This is a genomic window from Corynebacterium sp. BF-R-2 (assembly GCF_024586525.1).
Lineage (GTDB): Bacteria > Actinomycetota > Actinomycetes > Mycobacteriales > Mycobacteriaceae > Corynebacterium > Corynebacterium singulare.
The window spans coordinates 199,377-223,883 of the sequence record NZ_JAMFTP010000002.1; the positions used below are offsets into that span (position 1 = coordinate 199,377).

At 59.0% G+C, this 24,507-nt stretch carries 18 protein-coding genes, 1 tRNA gene and 2 pseudogenes; 15 read left to right on the forward strand and 6 right to left on the reverse strand.

Going from position 1 to position 24,507, the window contains the following annotated elements; genetic code table 11:
• Positions 1 to 4: 4 nt before the first annotated feature.
• Complete coding sequence (gene pcrA / locus M5J09_RS02080; protein ID WP_374982090.1) at positions 5 to 2,587, reverse strand: DNA helicase PcrA; 2,583 nt, start codon at positions 2,585 to 2,587, stop codon at positions 5 to 7.
• A gap of 121 nt (positions 2,588 to 2,708) precedes the next feature.
• Here pcrA and M5J09_RS02085 point away from each other — a divergent pair, with 121 nt between their 5' ends.
• The 4 genes from M5J09_RS02085 (at position 2,709) to pgi (ending at position 6,728) form a co-directional block, all read left to right on the forward strand.
• On the forward strand, positions 2,709 to 3,071 hold the full coding sequence (locus tag M5J09_RS02085) for a chorismate mutase (protein ID WP_042533137.1): 363 nt from the start codon (positions 2,709 to 2,711) through the stop codon (positions 3,069 to 3,071).
• 25 nt (positions 3,072 to 3,096) lie between these two features.
• Positions 3,097 to 3,939, forward strand: a complete 843-nt coding sequence (locus tag M5J09_RS02090; protein ID WP_042530027.1) for a hypothetical protein — start codon at positions 3,097 to 3,099, stop codon at positions 3,937 to 3,939.
• A 151-nt stretch (positions 3,940 to 4,090) separates the two neighbouring features.
• The gene (locus M5J09_RS02095) at positions 4,091 to 5,011 is read left to right on the forward strand and encodes a S1 family peptidase (RefSeq protein ID WP_257156803.1); all 921 of its coding nucleotides are present in this window, start codon (positions 4,091 to 4,093) and stop codon (positions 5,009 to 5,011) included.
• Between the two features lie 82 nt (positions 5,012 to 5,093).
• On the forward strand, positions 5,094 to 6,728 hold the full coding sequence (pgi, locus tag M5J09_RS02100) for a glucose-6-phosphate isomerase (protein WP_257156804.1): 1,635 nt from the start codon (positions 5,094 to 5,096) through the stop codon (positions 6,726 to 6,728).
• A 145-nt stretch (positions 6,729 to 6,873) separates the two neighbouring features.
• Here pgi and M5J09_RS02105 read toward each other — a convergent pair whose 3' ends face one another.
• From M5J09_RS02105 to M5J09_RS02120, 4 genes are all read right to left on the reverse strand, one after another.
• Entirely contained in the window at positions 6,874 to 7,938 is a 1,065-nt protein-coding gene (locus tag M5J09_RS02105) for an HNH endonuclease signature motif containing protein (RefSeq protein ID WP_257156805.1), read from the reverse strand.
• Between the two features lie 50 nt (positions 7,939 to 7,988).
• Complete coding sequence (locus tag M5J09_RS02110; RefSeq protein ID WP_042530020.1) at positions 7,989 to 8,402, reverse strand: YccF domain-containing protein; 414 nt, start codon at positions 8,400 to 8,402, stop codon at positions 7,989 to 7,991.
• Positions 8,403 to 8,412: 10 nt separating this feature from the next.
• Positions 8,413 to 9,234 (reverse strand): DNA-formamidopyrimidine glycosylase family protein, encoded by an 822-nt coding sequence (locus tag M5J09_RS02115; protein ID WP_257156806.1) that lies wholly within the window; start codon positions 9,232 to 9,234, stop codon positions 8,413 to 8,415.
• Between the two features lie 138 nt (positions 9,235 to 9,372).
• Positions 9,373 to 14,316 (reverse strand): DEAD/DEAH box helicase, encoded by a 4,944-nt coding sequence (locus M5J09_RS02120; protein ID WP_257156807.1) that lies wholly within the window; start codon positions 14,314 to 14,316, stop codon positions 9,373 to 9,375.
• A gap of 34 nt (positions 14,317 to 14,350) precedes the next feature.
• On the opposite strand from M5J09_RS02120, the gene M5J09_RS02125 reads away from it, so the two are divergent.
• The 5 genes from M5J09_RS02125 (at position 14,351) to M5J09_RS02145 (ending at position 16,934) form a co-directional block, all read left to right on the forward strand.
• The gene (locus tag M5J09_RS02125) at positions 14,351 to 15,109 is read left to right on the forward strand and encodes a 3'(2'),5'-bisphosphate nucleotidase CysQ (protein WP_186302136.1); all 759 of its coding nucleotides are present in this window, start codon (positions 14,351 to 14,353) and stop codon (positions 15,107 to 15,109) included.
• 36 nt (positions 15,110 to 15,145) lie between these two features.
• Positions 15,146 to 15,952, forward strand: a complete 807-nt coding sequence (locus M5J09_RS02130) for a thymidylate synthase (protein ID WP_144791629.1) — start codon at positions 15,146 to 15,148, stop codon at positions 15,950 to 15,952.
• Positions 15,952 to 16,497 (forward strand): dihydrofolate reductase, encoded by a 546-nt coding sequence (locus M5J09_RS02135; protein WP_070447306.1) that lies wholly within the window; start codon positions 15,952 to 15,954, stop codon positions 16,495 to 16,497. Before M5J09_RS02130 ends, M5J09_RS02135 begins: the two co-directional genes overlap by 1 nt.
• Positions 16,497 to 16,790 carry a mycoredoxin gene (locus M5J09_RS02140; RefSeq protein WP_010187687.1) on the forward strand — a complete coding sequence of 98 codons (294 nt, stop codon included), beginning with the start codon at positions 16,497 to 16,499 and terminating at the stop codon, positions 16,788 to 16,790. Before M5J09_RS02135 ends, M5J09_RS02140 begins: the two co-directional genes overlap by 1 nt.
• A 71-nt stretch (positions 16,791 to 16,861) precedes the next feature.
• Positions 16,862 to 16,934, forward strand: a tRNA-Arg gene (locus tag M5J09_RS02145).
• Between the two features lie 21 nt (positions 16,935 to 16,955).
• Here the strand turns inward: M5J09_RS02145 and M5J09_RS02150 are convergent.
• A pseudogene (locus tag M5J09_RS02150) lies at positions 16,956 to 17,233 on the reverse strand (IS481 family transposase); the annotation flags it as partial.
• 140 nt (positions 17,234 to 17,373) lie between these two features.
• Between M5J09_RS02150 and M5J09_RS02155 the strand changes: the two are divergent.
• From M5J09_RS02155 to M5J09_RS02180, 6 genes and pseudogenes are all read left to right on the forward strand, one after another.
• Positions 17,374 to 18,009 carry an MptD family putative ECF transporter S component gene (locus M5J09_RS02155; RefSeq protein WP_012714931.1) on the forward strand — a complete coding sequence of 212 codons (636 nt, stop codon included), beginning with the start codon at positions 17,374 to 17,376 and terminating at the stop codon, positions 18,007 to 18,009.
• Positions 18,010 to 18,059: 50 nt separating this feature from the next.
• A complete protein-coding gene (locus tag M5J09_RS02160; protein ID WP_232748473.1) occupies positions 18,060 to 18,731 on the forward strand; it encodes an energy-coupling factor transporter transmembrane protein EcfT in 672 nt (223 codons plus the stop codon).
• Positions 18,728 to 20,197, forward strand: coding sequence for an ABC transporter ATP-binding protein (locus M5J09_RS02165; RefSeq protein WP_257156808.1), 1,470 nt, complete (start codon positions 18,728 to 18,730; stop codon positions 20,195 to 20,197). The genes M5J09_RS02160 and M5J09_RS02165 overlap by 4 nt, the downstream gene beginning before the upstream one ends.
• A 7-nt stretch (positions 20,198 to 20,204) precedes the next feature.
• Positions 20,205 to 21,953 carry an ABC transporter ATP-binding protein gene (locus M5J09_RS02170; RefSeq protein WP_257156809.1) on the forward strand — a complete coding sequence of 583 codons (1,749 nt, stop codon included), beginning with the start codon at positions 20,205 to 20,207 and terminating at the stop codon, positions 21,951 to 21,953.
• On the forward strand, positions 21,946 to 23,718 hold the full coding sequence (locus M5J09_RS02175; protein WP_029158873.1) for an ABC transporter ATP-binding protein: 1,773 nt from the start codon (positions 21,946 to 21,948) through the stop codon (positions 23,716 to 23,718). The genes M5J09_RS02170 and M5J09_RS02175 overlap by 8 nt, the downstream gene beginning before the upstream one ends.
• A 375-nt stretch (positions 23,719 to 24,093) precedes the next feature.
• A pseudogene (locus M5J09_RS02180) lies at positions 24,094 to 24,384 on the forward strand (transposase); the annotation flags it as partial.
• Between the last annotated feature and the right edge of the window lie 123 nt (positions 24,385 to 24,507).

A 24,507-nucleotide genomic window follows, 5' to 3' on the forward strand; every position in this document is an offset into this window, starting at 1 on the left:
AGCTTTAGAGCTTTTCCATCGGCACACCGCCGATGAGCATGAGGCGGACTTTGCCCGCTGAACCGAAGTCCACGGTAACCGTTGCGCGCGCACCGGTTCCGGAGGCCTCGATGACCGTGCCCAGCCCGTACTTCGCGTGGTTGACGCGGTCCCCTACAACTAAATTGAGATGGTTATTCTTTGGCATCGACGATGCTGACGCTGGCTTGCGTGAGCGCTGCGAAGGGGAAGACGCAGCGCCCCGCGAGCCATAACCACCCTGGCTGCCACCGCTTCGGGAACGGAAGAATCCGCTCTCGGAGCCAAAGCTACGCCCGTATTGGTAGGAATCATCTCCACCCCACGCGCCGGACAGCGAACTGTCTGGTTCTTCACGGCGCCAGTCGATGAGGTCCTCCGGGACCTCGGCGAGGAAGCGACTGGCCGGGTTCGTCACCGGGTTGCCCCACGACGAACGAAGAATCGCGCGCGTGAGGTAGAGCTGTTCCCGAGCGCGGGTAATACCCACGTAGGCAAGGCGGCGTTCCTCACTGAGCTCTTTCGGGTCACCTAAAGAGCGCATGTGCGGGAACTGGCCGTCCTCCCAGCCGGTGAGGAAGACCACCGGGAATTCCAGGCCCTTTGCAGTGTGCAGAGTCATCAGTGTGACGACTCCGGATTCGTGGTCCGGAATCTGGTCCGCGTCTGCCACGAGCGAGACTTTTTCAAGGAAGGCTTGCAACGAGCCCGGCGCGGCCTCTCCTTCCGCAAGCTCAGGAGTCTCTTGCGCATCCGCCCCCATAAAGGCCATTTGGTTGGCTGCCTCTGAGCTGAATTCACGAGCCACGGACACCAATTCGTTGAGGTTATCCAGACGGGCGCCGTCTTGAGGGTCGTTGGAGTTTTCCAGTTCGGCGCGGTAGCCAGTGGCATCAAGCAGTGCATTCAGCAGCTCCCCTAGGTCCGGCTGGCCGGTGACCTCATTGGTCATGCCCGGCAGCTGTTCACGCACGCCGTCCATCATCTCGTTAAATTTGCTCACCGCATTAACTGCGCGTGTTCCCAGCCCAGCGACTTGTCCTTCCGCAGCGTCCCGCAGAGCAGCACCAAAACTGACACCCAAGTTCTCCGCGTGGAGAGCAATCTGCGCTTGGGCTTTATCACCGATCGCGCGCTTGGGGACATTGATAATGCGGCGCAGGCTCACGGTGTCATCTGGGTTATCCATAATGCGCAGATAAGCCACGAGGTCTCGAATCTCGCGGCGCTCATAGAAGCGTGTTCCGCCTACCACCTTGTAGGGAATGCCGGAACGTACGAACACGTCCTCAAGCGCACGGGAAGCATTATTCGTGCGGTACATGATCGCAATATCGGAATAGGACATCCCCTTATCCGCAAGAGAATCGATTTCAGAAGCGATATAGCGAGCTTCATCGTGCTCGTTATCCGCCACGTAACCCACAATCTGCTCGCCTTCGCCGTGTGCCGTCCACAGATTCTTCTTGCGGCGGCCATCATTCTTGGCAATGACAGCATTCGCTGCATTCAAGATGGTCTGGGTCGAGCGGTAATTCTGCTCCAGAAGAATCGTGTGCGCTTGCGGGTAATCACGCTCGAATTCTTCGATATTACGGATCGTGGCTCCGCGGAAGGCATAAATGGACTGATCCGAGTCACCCACCACACACAATTCAGGAGCATCATGGGGAAGCTCTCCCCTTCCTACCAAAGCAGAGACGAGAGCGTACTGCGCGTGGTTGGTGTCCTGGTATTCGTCGATAAGCACATGCTTGAAGCGGCGACGATAGAACTCCACCACCTGTGGGTGCTGGTTGAAGATGCGCACAACCTCACCAATGAGGTCATCAAAATCCACTGAGTTCGCTGCACGCAGGCGGCGCTGGTACTCTTCGAAAACCTTCGCCACGGTGAGTTCGAAGGGATTCTTCGTCTTCTCCGCTTCAGCGCGTGCCTCCTCTGGAGAGATAAGTTCATTCTTGCGGTTCGAAATTTGATTAGCCAGAACGCGAGCAGAGTACTTCTTAAGGTCCAGCTGCATGTCTTTGGCAATCATGGTGAGCAACCGGCGCGCATCATCGCCGTCATAAATGGTGAAGTTCGTTTTCAGCCCCGGCACGAGCTGCGCATTGTTGCGCAGGATGCGTACACAAATGGAGTGGAACGTAGACACCCACATGCGCTCAGCCACCGGGCCGACGAGCTGGCCGACGCGCTCCTTCATCTCTGCAGCTGCCTTGTTGGTAAAGGTGATAGCGAGAATCTGCCAAGGAGCTACCCCGCGCGAGCGCATAAGAAAGGCGATGCGTCGCGTCAACACTGCCGTCTTGCCGGATCCTGCACCGGCAACAATAAGCAGCGGCGAGCCAGAGTGGGTTACGGCCTCTGCCTGCTGTGGGTTAAGTCCTTCCAGCAGTGGATCAACGCCCATTTCCGGCTCTTCTGGTTCCGGTTCCGGCTCCATTGGTGGCTCCGCCGGCAGACCAAACAAGGCATCGTCAGCGGCAGGTTCCGACGGCGCAGAGCTAAACGGTGAAGAGGACTGTGGCGCGGAGGGACGAGGGCTAAAAGGAGATTCGTTGTTCATAATGCTCTCCAACCTACTAGCCCCGCTGGACATTCCCCGTAAACCACATGTCACCTGCACCAACCACGGAACCACCAGAAGCGATTCCTTTTTGTTTGGCGGGGTGGCAAAATCTGATGGCATGAGCTCTTCACATGCTGATTCCTCCTCCGCAAGCGTGAACCCGGAGCACCACGACCCCAATGTCGTGGACAACGGGCTGAACATCCGCATGCCCTCCGGCACGGACGATCCCTTGAGCGACGCCGAAATTCAGCGCTACCGCGAGGAAATCAACCGCCTCGACCGCGTCATCCTTGATGCCATCAAGCGCCGCACAGATATTTCCCGCACAATAGGTAAGACTCGCATGAGCTCTGGCGGCACCCGCCTGGTGCATACCCGCGAGATTGCCATCCTCAATGAGTTCCGCGATGAACTCGGCGAGGAAGGCCCCTCCATTGCCTCCGCTCTGCTGCGCTTGGGTCGCGGCAAGCTGGGCTAGACCCGCCGGACAGGACCGCTCAACAATGAAAATTCTCTCTCGCATTCTCTCTACAGTCACCGCAGCTGCCATCGCTGCGAGCCTCTGGGCTCCTGCAGCACAGGCCCAGTTGGGCTTGGCGCAGCTCAGCTCAGGGTCATCGCAGCTTGATATAGGTGGCCTCGCTGATGCCTTGGCTCCCACAGGGGATGGCAGCATCTCGCTTCCAGGAAACCTGCAGCCGGAGATTTATGTCGCCGACCGGAATGCTGCTCAGTACTTCACCAACGCTGGACGCGTCGAGCCTGGATCTGCAATCTACAACCACGACGAACAGAAGAAATGCTCTGCAGGTCATATTGTGGGCGATGGGCACAACGTTTTTGTTGTCACCGCTGGGCACTGCGGCAATCCCGGACACCGCTTCTTTTACCGTGACCGCGCGGGGAAACCAGTGTTTTTCGGTCAGATGACCGTAGAGACCAAGAACACCAACCGGGACGGTCTTATCTCTTCTCCTGACATCGGCCTCATTCAGATCACCAACCCCGCCGCGGAGTACTCAGCGACACCAGCGCTCAATGGCAAGGTCAATGGTTGGTTGTCCCTCGAACAAGTCGATCGGATAAAGCCAACTATCTGTCGCATTGGTGCTACCCGCGGGTACTCCTGCGGCAATTACCTCACTGCGAAACCAGAGATCGGTGCCTTCTTCTTCGGAAACGACGGCTACTTCGGTGATAGTGGCGGAGCAGTCTATGCGCTCATTGATGGTCAGTACTACCCCGTGGGTATCTACTCCGGCTCTCTGACCACAGATAATCGGATTACGATGGCTATGGAATTAGGCCACATCATGAATCACTTCGGGCTCAAGGTCTATTCCTAAGAATCAGCCCTGCGTTTAAGGTCACTGTGGGGATCCGCCACCTCGTCAACTGTGTCGTCACACTCTCAAACTTTTCGGTGTGCCCCGTGGACAGCCGCGGACTGCTCCCCAACTGAGAACAGAGGCATTCAGCATGCGCTAAGCTCGCGGCATGCGCCTTCCCTCCCGCCTCGCGGCCTCTCTCATCGCGATCACCTCCGCCGTAGCGCTCAGTGCCTGTGGCAGCTCTTCTTCCACGGTCGCAACGATTACCACGACTACGCTGAACCTTCCAGGTGCAGGCGCCGGCCTGGAGGGCGGCCGCGCCCCTGATAATGAGCAGCACCCCGATACGCAGGCCTCGGAGAAAGGCTCGGACAAGGTCCTCGATGGCGACGCTTTGTGGGATAATACCACCGAAATCCCCCAGGCCGAGCGCCCCGAACCACGCGTTGACCTAGCTCAGCCCGAAGCAGCCGAATACTTCATGACGGCAGGAGTGCTAACCCCGGGGGTTGCAATCTACAATCTCGACAATGACGGACGCTGTTCCGCAGGCCATTTTGCGGGTGACGGCCAACGCCTCTTTATTCTCACCGCAGGCCACTGCGGCGATAAGGGCGATACGTTCTATTACAACGACACCGCCGGAAACCGCGTCAAGATTGGTGAGATGGTGCTCGAAGCACGCAACACCAACACCGAACAGATCAACTCCGCCGATATCGGCTTGATCGAAGTTTCTAATCCCGCAGCCAAGGTATCCACATCCCCGGCTCTCAACGCACCGTTGATCGGTTGGATGAGCCTTGACGAAGTCGACCTAGCACACCCCACCATCTGCCGCGCCGGGTCCACGCGAGGAGTGTCTTGTGGTAACTACATTGGGCGAGATGCTGACCAGGGGTTGTTTGCCTTCGGTAACGACAGCGACCGTGGAGACAGCGGCGGCCCCGTCTACGCCGTCATCGATAACGAGCTCTACGCCGTGGGCGTCATGTCATACGTCGTTGATGAGCCCGATAACCAGAAAGCCGGCGCCATGGAAATCGGCAACACAATGCAGCATTTTGGTCTTACCCTCTACATCTAACTCCCCCGGCAGCGTCGCGCGTTCTGGACTACGGTAGAAACAGTAAGTTTCATGTCTGCTACCTGCCAGAAAGGCTTTTGCAATGGACATCACCGCACAGCCGCAGTGGGCCGCGCTCAGCTCGCTCTTTGAAGAGAAGAAGGACCTCAATCTGCGCGAGCTCTTCGCCTCCTCACCCTCCCGCGCCGCCGACTATTCCTTCGATGCCGCAGGACTACATGTGGATCTGTCGAAGAACCTCATTGATGAGGAGGTCGTCGCCAAGCTTGTGGACCTTGCCCGCGCTGCCGACGTCGAGGGCCGCCGCGACGCCATGTTCGGCGGCGAGCACCTCAACAACACCGAGGACCGCGCCGTCCTCCACACCGCACTGCGCCTGCCCGTGGAGAAGGATCTCAGCGTCGATGGCCAGGACGTGGCTGCCGACGTCCACGAGGTCCTCGGCCGCATGCGTGATTTCGCCACTGCCCTACGCTCCGGCACCTGGCTGGGGCACACCGGCCACACCATCAAGAAGGTCGTCAACATTGGCATTGGCGGCTCCGACTTGGGCCCAGCCATGGCTGCCAAGGCCCTGCGTTCTTACGAGGTAGCGGGTATTAGCGCGGAATTCGTCTCCAACGTGGACCCAGCGGATCTCGCTGCGACCCTCGACGGCCTCGACGCCGGCTCCACCCTCTTCATCGTGGCCTCCAAGACCTTCACCACCCAGGAAACCCTGGCCAACGCACACGCCGCTCGCCGCTGGCTCATCGAGCAGTTTGATGGCGATGAGTCCGCCGTGGCCAAGCACTTCGTTGCGGTTTCCACCAACGCGGAGAAGGTCGCCGAGTTCGGCATCGACACCCAGAACATGTTCGGCTTCTGGAACTGGGTGGGCGGCCGCTACTCCGTCGATTCTGCTATCGGCCTGTCGCTCATGTGCACCATCGGCCCACTGGACTTCATGCGCTTCCTCGAAGGCTTCCATGCCATGGATGAGCACTTCCGCACCGCACCGCTGGAGCAGAACGTGCCCGCACTGATGGGCCTGCTCGGTGTCTGGTACTCCAATTTCTTCGGCGCTCAGACCCACGCAGTGCTTCCCTACTCCGAGGACCTCGGCCGCTTCCCGGCTTACCTGCAGCAGCTAACTATGGAGTCCAACGGTAAGTCCGTGCGTCGCGATGGCACCGCCGTGACCACCGGCACCGGTGAGATCTACTGGGGCGAGCCGGGCACCAACGGTCAGCACGCCTTCTTCCAGCTGATGCACCAAGGTACCCGCCTCATCCCGGCGGACTTCATCGGCTTTGCCCGCCCGAAGGAGGACTTCCCCACCGCCGACGGCACCGGCTCGATGCATGACTTGCTCATGGGTAATTTCTTCGCGCAGACCAAGGTGCTGGCCTTTGGCAAGACCGCGGAGGAAATTACAGCTGAGGGCGTAGATCCTGCCGTGGTTCCGCACAAGGTCATGCCAGGCAACCGCCCCACCACCACCATTCTGGCTGAGGAACTGACCCCGCAGACCCTCGGCGCGCTCATCGCGCTCTACGAGCACATCGTGTTCACCCAGGGCATTATCTGGGACGTCAACTCCTTCGACCAGTGGGGCGTGGAACTGGGCAAGCAGCAAGCCAACGACCTGGCACCGGCCGTCTCCGGCAAGGAGAAAGCCGCATCCGGCGACGGTTCCACCGATGCTCTCATCGGTTGGTACCGCAACCACCGCTAAGCACTGCTTGGCGACGTCTCACCAACCCCCGATCGATCAAACGGTCGGGGGTTTATACGTATGAGAGGACTGGATTGTTCTTCGGGATCACCAACGTCGCGGATGCCTGGTGGGGCGTCCGCGTGGGCGGTGTGGCGTTGGGGGTTTACCCTGGCCGGGGCAGGTTGTTCTGGGCTTGTTGATAAGCCGCCTGGGTGGTGATTGGTTCTGCCCAGGGCGGGATGTAGCCAACCTCACCGCGCAGGCGGAAGACATAGCCTGCCCCGGTGGGTTTATCCGGGTCATCATCGTTAATCCCGTTGTGATAAGCACACAACATGGTTAAATTCGGTGGATTGGTTTCCCCTCCTGCCTTCCACGGCACCAGGTGATGCACCTGGGCATAATCAGCAGGCTTGTTACAGCCTTCCCTGGCACACGTAGGGTGCTCGGCACTGGCCATCATGCGTTGCTCAAACCCAGCGAAGCGTTGCATTCGGTGTAGCCATACCGGCCCGATGGTGGGGTGGATTAGGGTGACGTAGCCGATTTCAGCAAACTTGTAATTTAAAAACTCAGCCCCGGTCATACGCCCACCATTAGTCAGTTCGAGGACAATGTCGTCACCGTCACCGGAGACAATCTTGTCAAGCTTATCCAAGGTCACCACCACGCTGGTAAGCACCGCAGGCTTTGTTCCACCATGAGTGTCGCTGAAGAAGACCTGTTTGCAAGCCTCCAGCAGGTTGGTGTGGTTGATGGATTCTAAGGTGCCGTGCATCTCAGTAATCATCAACGCATCACCAGTAATAGTCAGCGAGTGCGGGCCTTGCTTACGGTAGGTCATGCGCACCCCGGGTTTCGGCACACGCTTGGGCTTGAGCTCTTTTAACCGCTTGGTGGCTACTGCTGGGATGTTGTGTGCGTCGGTGCCAGCAAGTCTGAGCCTTAGATTCCAGGCATCCAACTGATTCTTGAGTTTCGAAGTGTAGGACTCGATAAGGCTTAGCGTGGCCACATCATGGCCCTGGTCTAGGGCCCGCGCACGCGCGGTGCGTTGCTTACCCGTGAACTTGGTAGCCCCGAAGTAGATGTGGTGCAGGCGTGCTAATTCGGCGGCATCGGCAGGTGCCGCGCCGAGTGCGCGTAAGTGTTCCTCGCCTCCTACCGCCTGCTCCACCAAAGAAATCCCCGAGTTGCGGAAGGAGAAATAGGTCTCTAAATCCCCCATGCCAAAGGAGACTAAACCAGTCTCCTCACCTCCGCAACCGCAGAGAAAATTTAGAGCTTGATCATCGATTCCCAACCGAAGGGAATCTCATCCGAATCGACAATCTTGCGACCGAAGGGGAAGCAGGTTACCGGGATCATCTTCAGGTTGGCCCACGCAACGGGAAGGCCCACGATGGTCACGGCCTGGGCCGCAGCAGTCGTGACGTGACCAATGGCCAGCCACAGGCCGGCGACGAGGAACCAGACGACGTTGGAGAACCGCGACATTCCACCAGTACCCTTGACCGGCTGAATGACGGAGCGCCCAAAGGGCCACAGCGCGAAGTTCGCCATGCGCATCGAGGCCACGCCAGCGGGGATAGTCACGATGGGGATACAGGCCAGGATGCCGAGAAGGAGGTAGCCCAGCGCGAGGACAAGGCCACCCGTTGCAAGCCAGATGATGTTCAAAATGATCTTCATGACACCCAGCCTAGCCGCGCGGCTGGCAGTGCGGGCACCACCAGATGACGCGTTCCAGCTCGCCATCATCACCACCGGCGTCCACCCCACCCAGCGTGGATTTTTCAATGAGCGCGCCGCAACGCCGGCAGCGCTTCCGGTTGCGACCAAAGACGTAGGTGGTCTCCCCAGCTCTTTTGACACCGGTAGTCACGCGGACCGGGGAATCGCGGTTGGCCCAGATGAGGCGACGGGAGATGGTGAGGATCTGGGGGACGTCGACAAGCGCTGTGGGCGTTGCAGGATGGATGCCGGCCAGGAAGCAGATTTCTGCGCGATACTCGTTGCCCAATCCCGCCACATTGCGTTGGTCCAGGAGTGCCGCGCCAATGCTGCGCTCAGGACGCGACTCGATGCGCCGCACTGCCTCCTCAAAGCCGCCCTCTAACCACTCCGGCGCGAGGATGTCAGGACCCAAGTGCGCCATACGTTGCTCAAACTCGCGTGCCGGGAAAACCTCAACCAGCCCCAGCCAGTGGCCCACCAGCTCGATATCGCGCGGTGAATTCTCCAGTTGCAGCACCACACGCGCGCTGTGGCCGGGCTTGCGCCAGCGGTCCCCAGCGTAATGGATGGCCCATGTGCCCTCCATCTTGAGGTGAGTATGCAGAATCAGCTCGCCACCAAAATCCATGAAAAGGTGCTTGCCATAGGGCCAGACCTCCTCACACACCAGCCCATCGAAACGCACGGTGGCATAGCGCGGCACGCGCAGGGAGGAGGAGGTCACGCGCCGGCCTTCCATGAATTGTAGCCGGTTAGACAGCTGCAGAACGGAATCACCCTCTGGCACAGCAGAACCTCCTCACCAAACGGGTGCCTACTCTACCGGTGCGTCCTTTCCCACACCGAATGCCAAGGAGGCGGAGAGTGTTCTAAATCTCGGCGGCGAATAATTCGCCGACACAGGCGAAACGCCGATGAAGAGCAATCAGCGTCGGCGTCGACGCGGGCGGAAGCCGCCGGGACTGCTGGGCGCAGATGGTGGGTCGTTAGGCTCAGAGGAGTCCACGGGGTCGTCGAAAGTCAGCTCCTCTATGGCGTCCACAGCGCGGCGCCCGCCTCGGAGCAGGGGACGGTGCGGCTCGGCGGAGCGCGCGTCCCCTCCAGGTTCGCCGTGCTGTCCTGCACGGCTGGAAGAAGAAGTGTGTGCGGAGCCGCTCATGCGCACTCCCTTCGGGGTCAGCGCGGCGCCCAGGGCGCGCAGTTCGCCGGCGAGCTCAGTTTCGAAGATGGAGCGGCCGTTGGCTTTTTCAATCACGAGCTTGCTTAGCCGTCCAGAAGCCACAAGTTCGTTGAGGCCGTTAAGAATCGCAGTCAATACCTCGGCGCTCTCGATGCCCTCGGGCAGCGCCCCGAAGAACGTGGTGAGCGTCTTACCGCCGCGGGTCAGGTGTGCGACGGGCAGGCCATCCATGAGCACCACCAGCGCACCGGCAGCGCGGGTGGGGCGGGGTGCGGAGTCGGTGCCGTCGGAAGGCGGCCACGGTAGCGCCGCGCCATACGGGTTCGCGGGATCCGTGGCGGCTAGGACATAGACCTGCGGCTCGCGGGTTCCCGAGGGCCAGCCGGTCACGTCCGGTGAATCCGCCAAGCCGCGCAGGCGGTCGATAACAGCCGGGGTGGAGAACTGCGCGGCGCCTAGGCCCTCGATGACGTAGCCGCGCATGGCTTTGCCGGACTCCTCGAAGCCAGAGAGCACCTTATAGGCTAAGGCGAAACCACCGAGGACGTCCTCGGCCACCACGGAACCGCGGGTGAGCACGCCATAGCGATCCAGCCAGGCTTCGCCATGCGCGATGGACCGCGACGTCGCATCCGTGGCGGCGGGAACGGACAGGGACCAGCGTCCCACCACGTCGGGCGCGGTTGCCGCACCAGCAGCATTGTGGGACTGGGCAAAGGACGTACGCCCCATGCGCAGGCGGGACCGGGTTGGCCGGCGCTTAGCGCGGTGAGCAGCCCGCCCCGCGCGGCCGCCCGTAGCCAGGTGAGCACGGATCGGGGAGAAGGAATCGGGACTCACCAAGCCGGCTTCTACTAGGCCCCAGAGCGCTTCGCGAACCTCCTCGCTCGTGCCGCTCAAGCGCGGTTGGATATCGGAGATGAGGTAGCTGCCGCCGCCGCTTAAGGCTTCAAGGATCTGGGTTTGCAGCATGGACAAGCCCGCCTCCTCCGCGGAGACCTGGGGTGCGAGCTGCGCGGCGTAATCCACCGGCAGCAGCATGATCCAGGGGTCATTCGCACCCGCCCTGCCCGCGCCCACAATGAGGACCTCGCCACTAGCGGTGAGCTCATCCAGCATGGTCGGCGAATAATCCCCCACACGCGCGGGCAGGATAAGGCTCTCCCAAGCAGACGCGGGCAGGCGCACGCCCGCCAGCTGCTCAATAACCGCGAAGACGCCATCCACCCCGCGCAGCACCGGGCGCCGCCCCACCGCGGCCACCTGCTGCCACTCCGGCAGTAAACGCCCAAAGGCCGCGGGCGTGACCGGCTGCGTAGCCGCCCGAGCTGCCGCCAGTGAGCGCGAGCGGATAACCTTGAGCACCTCGGCCGCGCAGTATTCCTGCTCCTCCACGCCCTGGCGGTAGTGGCCGGCCAGTATGGAATCCAGACTGTTCAGCGTCGAGTGCGCCACCGCAGCAGACAGGCCGAAAGCTTCTTGCACATCGCGCGCGATGAACGGCCCGCGCGTGCGCGCCCACCGGCTGACCAGCTGATCTACGGCATCGGTGATCGTGGCTTGCTGGGCGGGGATGCCGGGCGGGACGGGGATGCCCAGACCGTCGCGAAGCAGCGGCGCATCCAGCGCTTGGGCTATGTGTTCGCGGCCGTTAATGCGCACCCGCATAATGCGCGCACCGAGCGCATCGAGTGCGCTCAGCGGAACCGTGCAATGTGCGCCCAGCTCGTCGACGGGAATCGGGCCCAGCACGCGCAGCAGGTCTGCGACCTCCTCGGTGGTGCGCGCCTGACGCTCCGGGGTGGTGCGCTGCAGCTGGGCGTGGACCTCGGCGATAATGTTGGCGTCGAGAAGCTCGTGCAGCTCCACCGTGCCCAACAACTTGGCCAACAACGCCGGGTCCAGGGCCAGGGCGGCCGCGCGCTTTTCCGCTAACGGCGAATCGCCCTCGTACATGAAGGCGCCCGTGTAATTGAATAACAGGGACGAAGCGAACGGCGAGGGCTGCTCCGTCGTAACCTCCGCGATGCGCACGCGGCGGTGCGCAAGCTCCCGCATCACTTCCGTCAGTGCCGGCAGGTCGTAAACATCCTGCACGCACTCGCGCACGGTCTCCAGGATGATAGGGAACGAGGGGTAGTTGCGGGCGACGTCGAGAAGCTGCTCCGCACGCTGGCGCTGCTGCCACAACGGCGCGCGCTTGCCCGGATTGCGTCGCGGCAGAAGCAGCGCACGCGCCGCACACTCCCGGAACCGGGAGGCGAACAGCGCAGAATTGCCCACCTGATCAGTCACGATGTCCGCGATCTCGTCAGCGTCGAACACAAACAGGGACCCGTCTGGTTCGGACTCACCCTGTGGCAGGCGCAGCACGATGCCATCATCGCCCGCCACGGCCTGCGCGTCCATCCCTGTGCGCTCCGCCACGCGCTGCCCCACCGCCAAGGCCCATGCCGCATTGACCGGCCGGCCAAACGGGGAGTGCAGCACCACGCGCCAATCCCCCAGCTCATCAGTGAAGCGCTCCAGCAGCAGCGTCTTCTCATCCGGGATGAGCCCGGTGGCCTCGTTCTGTTCCTGCAGGTAGGCGGAGATATTACGCCGCGCGTTCTCGTCAGCGTCGCGCACGATAGACGCATCCGCGTGCGCCTCACGCCGGAATGCGCCCAGCGCCTTGCCTAACTCATAGGGCCGCCCAGCTTGGTCACCGTTCCAGAAAGGCAAACGCCCCGTATGCCCCGGCGCGGGTGTCACCAGCACTTGGTCACGCGTAATCTCCTCCACGCGCCAGCTCGTTGCGCCGAGGGTGAAGATGTCCCCCACCCGGGTTTCATAGACCATTTCCTCATCGAGCTCACCCACGCGGCGCGGCGCGGAACCGGCCTCACCAGTTCCCACCAGGAACACCCCGAACATGCCGCGGTCCGGAATGGTGCCGCCGTTGGTCACCGCCACACGCTGTGCGCCGGGGCGCGGGGTCAGCACGCCCGTCACACGGTCATAGACCACCCGCGGTTTCAACTCCGCAAAATCCGTCGAGGGATACACACCACTCACCAGGTCCAGCACGGAGTCGAAAACCTCGCGCGCCAGGTCCTTATAAGGCCAGGCGCGGCGCACGGTGTCGTACCATGTGTCGGCCTCTAGTCCCTCACTCGTGCCCGCGCTTGCCGACGCCACCACCGCCGCCACCGTCTGCTGTGCCAAGACATCCAACGGGTTGCGCGGGGAGTGCATTTCCTCGATGAGGCCCTCCTCCATGCGGGCGACGGTGAGTGCTGATTGCACGAGATCCGCGCGGTGCTTGGGATAGAAGGAGCCGTGGGAGACCGCGCCGACCGAGTGCCCGGCGCGGCCCACACGTTGCAGACCAGAGGCCACGGACGGCGGCGATTCCACCTGCACCACCAGTTCCACCGCTCCCATGTCGATGCCGAGCTCCAAGGAGCTGGTGGCCACCACGGCTTTGAGCGTTCCTTCCTTGAGCATGGTTTCCGTCAGCGCACGCTCGTCCTTGGATACCGAGCCGTGATGGGCACGAGCGATAACGGCCGGGGCTTTGCCAGCGACGTCGACCTGCTTCATCAACTGGGCCGGGTCGCGCCGGGTTGCGGGGCTTAAGGACTCCGGGTCGTGTTCCTGGGCGTAGAGCTCGTTAAGCCGGCTGGTGAGCCGCTCGGCGGTGCGACGGGAATTGACAAAGACGAGGGTGGAGCGCTGCTCCATAATTTCGGCGTAGAGCCCTTCTTCGATGAAGGGCCAGATGGACTTCGCCGTGGGCAGGGCGGAGTCTCCTGCCCCACCTTCTTCCTTGCGTTGCGCGTGCACGCGCAACGCGTCTTGGGGGCCTTCGGTGATGCCGAAGGGGTCGTCGACAGTCGCCTCCCCAATGGGGGAACCCTGTTCTGGGGTGGGCAGGTCCGACATGTCCTCGACGGGCACGTGAACGTCGAGCTGCCAACGCTTCTTCGCGGGCGGGGCGATGATATCCACGGGACGGTCACCGCCCAAGAAGTTCGCGACAGCACTCAGCGGGCGCACCGTCGCCGACAGTCCAATGCGTTGAAACTCCCCGGCGATAAGCCCGAGGCGCTCCAAAGTCAGCGCCAGGTGCACGCCGCGTTTGGTGCCGGCCAGGGCGTGGATCTCATCGATGATGACGGTATCCACGGTCTTCAAAATCCCCGCCGCCTTGGAGGTGAGCATCAAGTAGGCCGATTCCGGCGTGGTAATGAGGATGTCCGGTGGCTTGCGTACCTGGCGGGCGCGCTCTGCCTGCGGGGTATCCCCGGAGCGCACACCGACGGTAATATCCGGCACCTCCAGGCCCAGCCGCTCAGCGGTGCGGGCAATGCCGTTGAGCGGGGCGCGCAGATTGTTCTCCACGTCCACGCCCAAGGCCTTGAGAGGTGAGATATACAGCACTCTCACGCCGGCATGAGTGCCCTCGCGGGAGGGTTCATTGCTCAGCGGCAGCGCAGTCTGGCCCTCGCGTTCCACCAAAGAATTCAGCGCCCACAGAAAGGCCGCGAGCGTCTTACCGGAGCCGGTTGGCGCTACAACCAGCGCATTCGCACCACCGGAAATCGCCTCCCATGCCTGCTCTTGGACGGGGGTGGGGGCGGCGAAAACGTCCTGGAACCACCCGGCCACCTGTGGGCGGAACTTCGCCAGAACGTTTTTAGACATGCCCTACTGTATCGCGCGCGCTAATCTGGTCACTATGACCGTTGAGATTTCTGATTCCCGTCTAACCAACTCCCTCGCCGATGGCTGCGGCGAAATCCTCAAAGGCGTGCGCAACGGTGGCCTGCTGCGCGGCTTGGCGCTGGGTGATGCCGGCGATGAGGCCGCTCAGGAGTGGATCTCCCGCGTCCTCGAGCAGCACCGTCCGAAGGACGGCGTCCTGTCGGAGGAGGCTGCCGATGACTTGAGCCGTCTAAAGAAGGAACGCGTGTGGATCGTTGACCCGCTCGACGGCACCAAGGAGTTCGCTACCGGCCGCCAGGACTGGGCCGTCCACATTGCGCTGGTGGAAAACGGCACCCCTACCCACGCGGCCGTCGGCATGCCGGACATGGGTGTGACCTTTAAGTCCTCTGACGTGCGCGCGGTAACCGGCCCGCTGTCAAAGAAGTTCGTGGTTTCCCGCAACCGCCCGCCGAAGGTAGCGGATTATGTCGCGGAGAAGATGGGCTTTGAGACCGTCGGCGTAGGCTCCGCGGGTGCGAAGGCCATCCACGTGCTGCTCGGTGACTATGACGGATACATCCACGCCGGCGGCCAGTACGAGTGGGACCAGGCCGCCCCGGTGGGCGTGGCTCTGGCGGCGGGTCTGCACTGCTCGCGACTGGATGGCTCCCCCATCAAATTCAATAACGAGGACACCTTCATCCCGGATCTTTTGATCTGCCGCCCGGAGCTGGCAGAGGAGATTCTGGAGCACGCCGCCACCTACGCGGAGGCCAACGGCGGCTACTAAGCCCCGCGCACATGGCACGGACGCAAGGGCGCTATCATGGCGACCATGATTGAGACTCCGTACGAGGACCTCCTGCGCCGCGTCTTGGAAGAAGGCGCTCCCAAAGGCGACCGCACTGGCACCGGCACCCGCTCCCTGTTCGGTGCCCAGCTTCGCTATAACCTGGCGGAGTCTTTTCCCCTGCTGACCACCAAAAAGGTCTACTTCCACGGCGTGATTGGTGAACTGCTGTGGTTCCTGCGCGGCGAGTCCAACGTCAAGTGGCTGCAGGAAAACAAGGTCCGCATCTGGAACGAGTGGGCCGACGAGGACGGCGAGCTGGGCCCCGTCTACGGCGTGCAGTGGCGCTCGTGGCCCACGCCGGATGGCCAGCACATCGACCAGATCCAGGTCGCCCTGGACACGCTCAAGAACAACCCGGATTCGCGCCGCAACTTGGTCTCCGCGTGGAACGTCTCTGAGCTGGACAAGATGGCGCTCATGCCCTGCCACCTGCTCTTCCAGCTTTATGTCGCTAACGGCAAGCTGTCCATGCAGGTCTACCAGCGCTCCGCCGACATGTTCTTGGGCGTGCCCTTCAACTTGGCATCCTATGCCGCGCTGACCCACATGTTTGCCCAGCAAGCAGGTTTAGAGGTGGGCGATCTCATCTGGACCGGCGGCGATTGCCACATCTACAACGACCACATAGAGCAGGTCAAAGAGCAACTCTCCCGTGAGCCCCGCGAGTACCCGCAGCTCAAGCTCCACAAGGCTGAGAGCCTCTTTGACTATGACTTCGATGATTTTGAGGTCATCGGCTACGACCCCCACCCCACCATCAAGGCACAGGTGTCCGTCTAATGCTGGGCGCAATCTGGGCCCAGTCCCTCGACGGCGTCATCGGTGACGGCGTGGTCATGCCCTGGCACGTGCCGGAAGACCTGAAGCACTTCAAAGAAGTGACCATGGGTGCGCCTGTCATCATGGGCCGCAAGACGTGGGAGTCCCTCAACCCCAAGTTCCGCCCGTTGCCAGGCCGGGAGAACATCGTGCTCTCTAGCCGCGAGCCCGGCGAGTGGTCTGCGGGCGCCACCGTGGTGGATAACCTCGACGCCGCGCTTGATGCTGCGCCTGGCGACGCCTGGATCATCGGCGGCGGCCAGCTCTACCATTCCGCCCTCGAGCGCGTGGATACCATCGAGCTCACCCTCATGGGTGTACAAGTCGGCGATGCCTACGGCGCAGATGTCGTACTGGCCCCCACCGTGCCTGAAGAGTTCAGTCTGTCTGCCGATAGTGACTGGCTGACCTCCGAATCAGGCCACCTCACCATTCCCGGCCAGCCGCCCAGCGAGCTGCCGATGAAATACCGTTTCCTCACCTACGACAGAAAGGCTGCTGCTTAATGAGCACCAACGTTGCCACTCCCGAAACCACTGAGCACGTCACCATCTTCTTCGCCGATTGGTGCCCGTTCTGTGCCAAGCTGATCAAAAACCTGGACCGCACCGAAACCCCATACGAGCTCGTCAACGTCGAAGCGGATTCCCCCGACACCGCCGACATCAACGCCTGGATCGAGTCCGTCAACGACGGCAACCGCATCGTGCCCACCGTCCTCTACTCCGACGGCACCCACGCCACCAACCCTTCCGCCAGCGAGGTCCGCGCCAAGTACGCGGAGCTGGCCGGCGAATAAACGAAAGGCGACGCATTTAACGCCGCCCCACGCGGGGCTGCTAGTCTTACCTAGGTGCGCAACGCACCCCCGCCCCAGTAGCTCAGGGGATAGAGCACGGCTCTCCTAAAGCCGGTGTCGGAAGTTCGAATCTTCTCTGGGGCACGCTGTGAAGTCTCGAGACATCGTTCCGGTCGGTGTCTCGAGATTTTTTAGTTGCCCCGACTGGGGTTGAGTTCGTTGTCTTTCTAGTTGTAGTAGATCTTTTCTTCGGTGAGTGTGTAGGCGGCGATTTGTGCCCCAGTGATGGCTATTTTGACGTCGACGTGGTTGTCGATGCAGACCATAGTGATTGGTTCCCCGCCCCATCTGCGTCCGATGTAGAGGCGGCGTAGTTTGCCTCCCCATCGCAGGGTTGTCTTGCCGTTGGTGCCGATTTTGTCGGTACTTAGTCGGTAGTCGTGGTCTGGTTTGATGTCTACTTATCTGCATTCACCCCCATTAAGGGTGAATCTTCAGATCAAAACTTGAAATGTTTTATAAACAGTATTACCTAACTTAGGTAAGCCTTACCTTTCCTGCTGTTCATAAATCGAGGTTTACTATGACCCAACAGTCCTCTACGCCCGCACGGAGTGCAAGCTCATCCAGTGGGTCGACGGCACGTTTAAACACCAGAGATCTCATCAACGCTGGCATCTTTGCTGCACTTTACTTTGTAATCACCTTTGTAAGCGGAATGATTGGATTCGCAGGACCACAATTCATGTTTATTGGATGGTTCATCGCGGCAATCGCAAACGGAATCGTGCTAGCGCTTTATGCCGCCCGCACGCCCAAAATGGGTGCTTTCACCCTCGTCGGTGGTATTAACGGACTAGCATTCATGCTCACCGGACACTACTTCTGGACCCTGCTGGGAAGCATAATTCTAGGGTTTATCGCGGATTTGATTATTACAAAAAGCCACCTCAGTATTGCCAAATCCTTCCCTATTGCCTACAGCGTCTTCTGTGTCTGGATTTCTATGCCTTTTATCCCGCTAATTCTGGATACGGACTCCTACTACGTCGATATCGCAGACCAAATGGGTCAAGAATATGCCGATGCCATGTCGGATATCTTCCAGCCATGGACCATTGGAGTACTGGCCATTTGTGCGCTCATCGTCGGCTTTATCGGAGGAAAGGTCGGAGTTCGCGTCAGCCGCAAACACTTTGAAAGCGCTGGTCTCCTGTGAGCCTGCAAAAACAGGGCGTGCTTCATCGATCTTCGATCGATCCACGGACCGTGCTGCTTTCTGTTCTAGTAATCAATGCGGTAGCTCTCAGCCACGGCCACCTACCGACACTGCTGATTTCTATCGCTTTCAGCTCCATCGCACTAGCTACAGTAAAGCCACACTATGGTCTTATTTGCCTGTTCGCTTTTGCATTATCCTATCTAGGGTACTGGGGCCTATTACAGCTTCCTGGCTCCACATTTTTCGCTTTTTCAGCGGCAATTTTTTCGTGGCTAAGCCGTTTTGTCATCAGCATGTCCATCGGCACATTCGGCTTGCTCACTCTCACACCATCCACGTTGACCTCAGCACTGCGGGACCTGCGTTTACCAGGCTGGGCCACCATTCCACCGGCGGTTTTCCTGCGCGTTTTGCCGATCATCGTGGCAGAAGCCAAAGCCATCCGCGATGCCATGGTCCTTCGGGGTCTCCAGCCTGGAGTAAAAAGCTGGATCACACAGCCCACACAATCGTCCGCGATGTTGATCATCCCCTTATTAGGTGCCGTCGTCCGCGCTGGTGATGAGCTCGCTGCCTCTGCTCTTGTCCGGGGATTGGGAGGACCCGCACGCCCAACCACCACCGCCGATCTTTCCTTCAAGCTTGTCGATGCAACTGCACTAGCTGGGTTGGGCCTCGTTGTTGCCTCTGTCTGGCTTCCCACGGAGGTCCACTTATGAACGAACGCAGTATCGCAACCAGTGTAGACGCCCACAACGTTTCTTTTACATATCCATTGGGAGCTCGGCCAGGTATTCAAGGTGTATCTGATGTGTCTTTTTCTGTCTCTCCAGGACAGTGTCTACTGATTACCGGTGATTCCGGATCGGGAAAGTCCACGGTACTCAAGTTGATCAACGGACTCATCCCCCATTTCAATCCAGGAGAGCTACTAGGCACCATCACTATTATAAAGGATGACCAGGCTTTTACCCCTGCGGAAGAACCGCTGTCCCGAGCCATCGAGTTCAGCGCCTCAGTATTCCAGAATCCAAGGACACAATTTTTCACTGAAAGCGTCAATGCAGAATTGGCCTTCGGGCTAGAAAACCTTGGTGTAGATCCCAAAGAAATTGAGTCGAGGATTCAATCAGCGGTCGAGCTACTAGGCATTAACGATCTTCGGGGCCGGCGATTCAAAGAATTATCCGGTGGGCAGTTACAAACCGTGGCATGCGCATGCGCGCTTGTGTCCCCGGGCAGTCTCGTGCTTCTCGATGAACCCACGTCCAATCTCTCTATGGAAAGCATCGATATTCTTGCACGCGTGCTACACCGCTTGAAGGAATTAGGCACAACGATCATTATCGCTGATCACCGTCTCTTTTTCTTAAAAGATATCGCTGACCAAGTTATTTACTTGACTCAGGGAAAAATAACGCGGAGTTTCCGCGCTCAGGAGTTTTATGCCTTAGACGAACCCGAACGCAAACAATTGGGGCTACGCAGCTTACACCATGTTCCCCTGCCCGCGAGCGTGCCGGTACCACCCACGCTCGAAAACGCCGATCCCCAGCGGAGCGGACTCGAGTTAAGCAACATCTGTTTTTCTTATGGCACGCATGAGGTGCTAAACATTGACCACGTATTTTTCCCCAGCGGCGAAGTCACCGCCTTAATCGGGCCCAACGGCGCTGGAAAAACCACCCTCGCCAGGATCATTTGTGGTCTTGCTTCTCCCAAACGCGGCGGTAGTCTTCGTTTGAACAGCAAACGAGTAGGAGCGGCTGCCCGCAGACGTACCGCGTACATGGTGATGCAAGATGTTGGCCGCCAGTTATTCGCAGCCACCACCGAAGAAGAAGTAACGCTCGGACTGGCAAAGAAGAAGCGGGACCATATCGATGTCAATGAGATTCTCCATCGCCTCGATCTGGCAGGAATGGCCCAACGGCATCCGCAGTCTCTGTCCGGTGGGCAACGGCAACGCTTAGCCATAGCTTCAGCCCAAGCCAAGCAAGCAGAGGTCTACATCTTCGATGAACCTACCTCTGGCGTGGGCTGGCGCCAACTGCAATCCATCTCTGCGCTCCTTCGATCTCTTGCAGCAAGCGGATCAGTGGTCATCGTCATCACCCATGACCACGAATTCATCCAAGAATCAGTCACCAGAATCATCGATATGACTGACATCAACAAGAATTGAGAAAGTAATGTCTGAAGTAAAACAAAGTTCCACAGAATCAAGCGGAACCCACGCACCAGAATCACACGGTGCGTCACCGGAAGAAGAGGCTCGCGCAAAACAAAAAGCCGGCCAGGTCGCTCTAAAAAAGCTACTGGCCCCAGTGCAAACAACCATCTACTTCGCACAGTTTCTCGCGCTTATATCCTCGGTACTGGCCGTAGCACCCTACGTCGCGTTGGTGGCACTGGGAAATGCTCTAATCGACGGCAATACTGGTGACGTCTCGTCCATTGTGAAATGGCTACTTGCTGCATTTTTGGGCCAGCTATTCTTCTATTTCCTTGCCCTTGCGATCACCCACTTCGCTGATGCAAAGCTGGTGGGGATTAACCGGCGCCGAATTATTACCGCTATTGCGAAAGCACCACTCTCGTGGTTTAGCCAGACTAATTCCGGCAAAGTCCGCAAAGCCGTCGAGGACGATACGCTAACTCTGCACACCCTGACAGCCCACGCTCCTGTAGAGAAGGTCGCCGCGATCTTTACGCCCCTCGCGCTTCTGGTTTATGCCTTTATCTTGGATTGGCGCCTTGGTCTACTTTCTATTGCCACTGTGCCCATTTTCCTAGCAATCCAAGCGTATTCAATGAAAGATATGGGCACAAAAACTGCGGAAATGGATAATTATCTGGGTGAGGTCTCTGCGACTGCGGTGGAGTTCTTCGAAGGTATTTCCGTCGTCAAGGCTTTCGGCACCGTTGGCAAAGCCCACGCTCGATATCGCGAAGCTGCCCAAAAATTCGCGGAATTCTATTACGAGTGGTTACGTCCGCTTCTGCGTGTTTCCGCAATCTCAGAGTCTGTGGTGGCGGTTCCTGTCCTCATCCTTATCAATGTAGGAGCCGGTTCCCTGCTGATAGCTGGTGGCTATGTCACGGTCGCTGAAGTCATCGCAACAACGTTAATTGCGCTGGTGCTCCCGGGCACGATTCAAACCGTCGGCCAAATGATGTGGTCTTACCAGCTCGCTGGCAATGCGGCGTTGCGCCTTGATGAAGTCATGACAATTTCCCATGTGAAAGAAGGCCAAAAGAGCCTCGATGCCAGTAGTCAAGACATGGAGGTGGAGTTCCATAAGGTCAGCTTTAGCTACGCCCCAGACACACCAGTCCTCCAAGACTTTTCTGCGCAACTAAATGCAGGCACTGTCACGGCATTGATTGGCCCCTCCGGGTCTGGCAAATCCACAGCAGCAACGATGCTGGCGCGTTTCCAGGATCCAGATTCGGGCACAATCACTATCAACAACGTGGATATCCGTGATCTCACTTTCGACAGTTTGTACCGCATTGTGGCTTTCGTCTTACAAGATCCTCACTTACTGCGTATGAGTATTCGGGAAAACATTCGCCTTGCACGCCCAGAAGCCCGCGATGAAGAGATCTGGCAAGCCGCAGAGGCTGCGCACATAGCTGCTGATATTCGCGCTTTACCGGCTGGGCTCGACACCGTTGTTGGTGAGGACACCTCTTTATCCGGTGGACAACAGCAACGCATTTCTATTGCCCGGGCAATCATTACCAATGCCCCAATCTTGATCCTGGATGAAGCTACTGCGGCAACTGATCCTGACTGCGAAGCAGAAATTCAAGCAGCTCTAGCCACACTCGTCAGAGGCAAGACCGTCTTAGTCATCGCCCACAAGCCGGAGTCCATCCAAGGAGCAGACCAAATAATCTGCCTCAAGCCTATGAAGGATAATTCTCATGTCTAATGCCACTACGCCTGTTAGTTCGCGTCTTCGTGATCCGCTACTCACTCGCAGTGTCAAAAAGCTGCAAAGTCCTGTAGGCCATAAGCTCAATAAAAGGTATGCTTGTCTATCGCTTATCGTTGGCGTGCTTGATGGCCTCGCCGTTCTCACGCTCGTGCCACTTACAAAGGCACTCGATGGGGATACGACGATCGCACCATGGATGTGGACGCTTTTGGCAATTGCGCTCGTAGCTTTTGCGCTACGATTTTTCGCAACCATGGCCTCTTACCACACGGCCTTGGATTTCATCCGAGCCGCGCACACGACTGTGGGCGATAAATTAGCAACGCTACCGCTCGGCTGGTTCGTACCGGCTAATACCGGCGGCCTATCTCGCCTCGTTTCAGATCGCTTTATGGTGGCGGCCGAGACCATTGCGCATATTCAAGGAACGATATACCGCGATAGCGCGGCACTTGTCACCTTGTTAGTAGGAGCGTGTTTCTGGAACCCGAAGCTGGGCTTGGTCCTTCTTATCATCGCACCATTGGCGCTCGTGGTGATGCAGTTGGCTGCATGGATTCGTGAGAAAGCATCGAACCGCGCACTGGGGCCGAGTAAAGAGCTCTCCCAGCGCATCGTAGAATTTGCTAACCGTCAACCAGCCCTGCGCGCGGCAGGACAATCACAAGTTTTTGCGCCACTAGAGCAAGCGCTAGAAATCGACCATAAAGCACGAATACGCGAGCTATGGGTATCCACATTAGCTTTGCTACTCAACGGCATAGTAGTGCAGATCTTCATTGTGGCTCTCATTATGGTCTCCGCGGATCTTGCCGTTGAAGGCGCCCTATCGCCACTAGAAACAATTGCGATCATCGGAATCAGCTTGAGGTTTACCCGCACGCTTGAGCAGCTGGGTTCTTCTTTCGTCGGTTTAGATGCCGGCCGTATCGCGCTCACAGAAACTGAGCTCATCACCGATGCCCCTTCCCTACCGGAACCCACTACTCCGCGCCCAGGCGATGGTTCGGGAAGTGTAGAGCTGCGTAATGTCACGTTTGGATACGGCGATAAACCAGTATTGGTAGATATCGCTTTCCATGCTCGACCAGGCACCGTTACCGCCATTGTCGGTCCTTCTGGCTCCGGAAAGACCACAATTGCGCGCCTTATTTCGCGATTCTGGGATGTAGATTCCGGGGCGGTGATGGTTGACGGCGTAGATATCCGCGAGCTTGGAACCGAACAGTTAATGTCCAGACTGTCCATGGTTTTTCAGGATGTCTACCTCTTCGACGACTCGTTAATCGCTAATATCCGCGTTGGTCGTCCCGACGCCTCCGATGAGGAAGTCTTCCGCGCAGCTGATCTTTCAGGCGTGACTTCTATTGCCAACCGCCTAGGGTGGCATACTCCTGTTGGTGAAGGCGGTCGGCTTCTATCCGGTGGTGAACGCCAGCGCGTATCTGTAGCTCGCGCGCTTCTCAAGCAAGCGCCGATTGTACTCTTTGATGAGGCTACCTCCGCGCTCGATGCAGAAAATGAGGCAAACATTCTTGCTGCGATGGACGAGCTACGGGAGCAATCTACTTTTATTGTCATCGCCCATAAGCTGGATACAATCAAATCTGCTGATCAAATCGTAGTCTTGGATGAACACGGGCAAGTCAGCCAGCTGGGCACGCATTCTGAGCTTTCCGATGTCCCCGGTATCTACCGTCACTTCTGGCAGCAACGCAAAGCAGCACGCGGGTGGAAAATCAGTTCGGGACGCGATTAACGCGGGCACCGAGATCGGCGTTGTTTGCGGGGGCACCCTTCTCCCCATTACGTTGTTAGCAGTTCCGCTTTAAGGAGCCCAGGATTCGTACTCCTAGCCCCATGCTGGGGCAGGCTATGTTTATCTGCGTTCCTTCTGCCCTTGTGGCAGTGGAACTAGTCGCTGGCTTCGGTATGGCTTGTTTTCGTCCCTGTCTGAAAATGATCCGGGGGGTGATGCCGCCGAAGGCAGTGACATACTCCAGACTGCTAATAGGAACCTGACCCACACAGGATGTGTGAGGTCTCAAAGTAATGTGGATGCCAGCGTGAAGTATGTCCGATCACCAGCGATGAAATAAGTCTCATACTCGTTCAATTCGCTAGGAGGTCTGGCATGACCTACGACTATGTCATCGGCATGGACGTTGGCAAATACTTTCACCACGCTTGCGTCTTAGATATCGACGGCGTCCAAGTACTATCAAAGCGCATCAACCAAAACGAAAAATCCCTGCGCAAACTCTTTTCAACGTTTATCGCAAACGACCACAAGGTCCTTGTCGTCGTGGACCAGCCCAACAACATTGGGCGACTAACTGTCGCGGTTGCCCAAGATATCGGAATCGACGTTCGCTACCTTCCAGGTTTGGCTATGCGTCAACTCTCACGTATCCACGCTGGTAATTGCTGAGAGCGGCTTGTTGGTAGGGGTGTTGCGGAACGGTGGTAGGGCTGGATTCCGACTAGGTGGTAGGGCCGGGCAGCTGGCCTTGTCGGGGCCAGCGGCCGGGCCTTTAATCCGATCGAC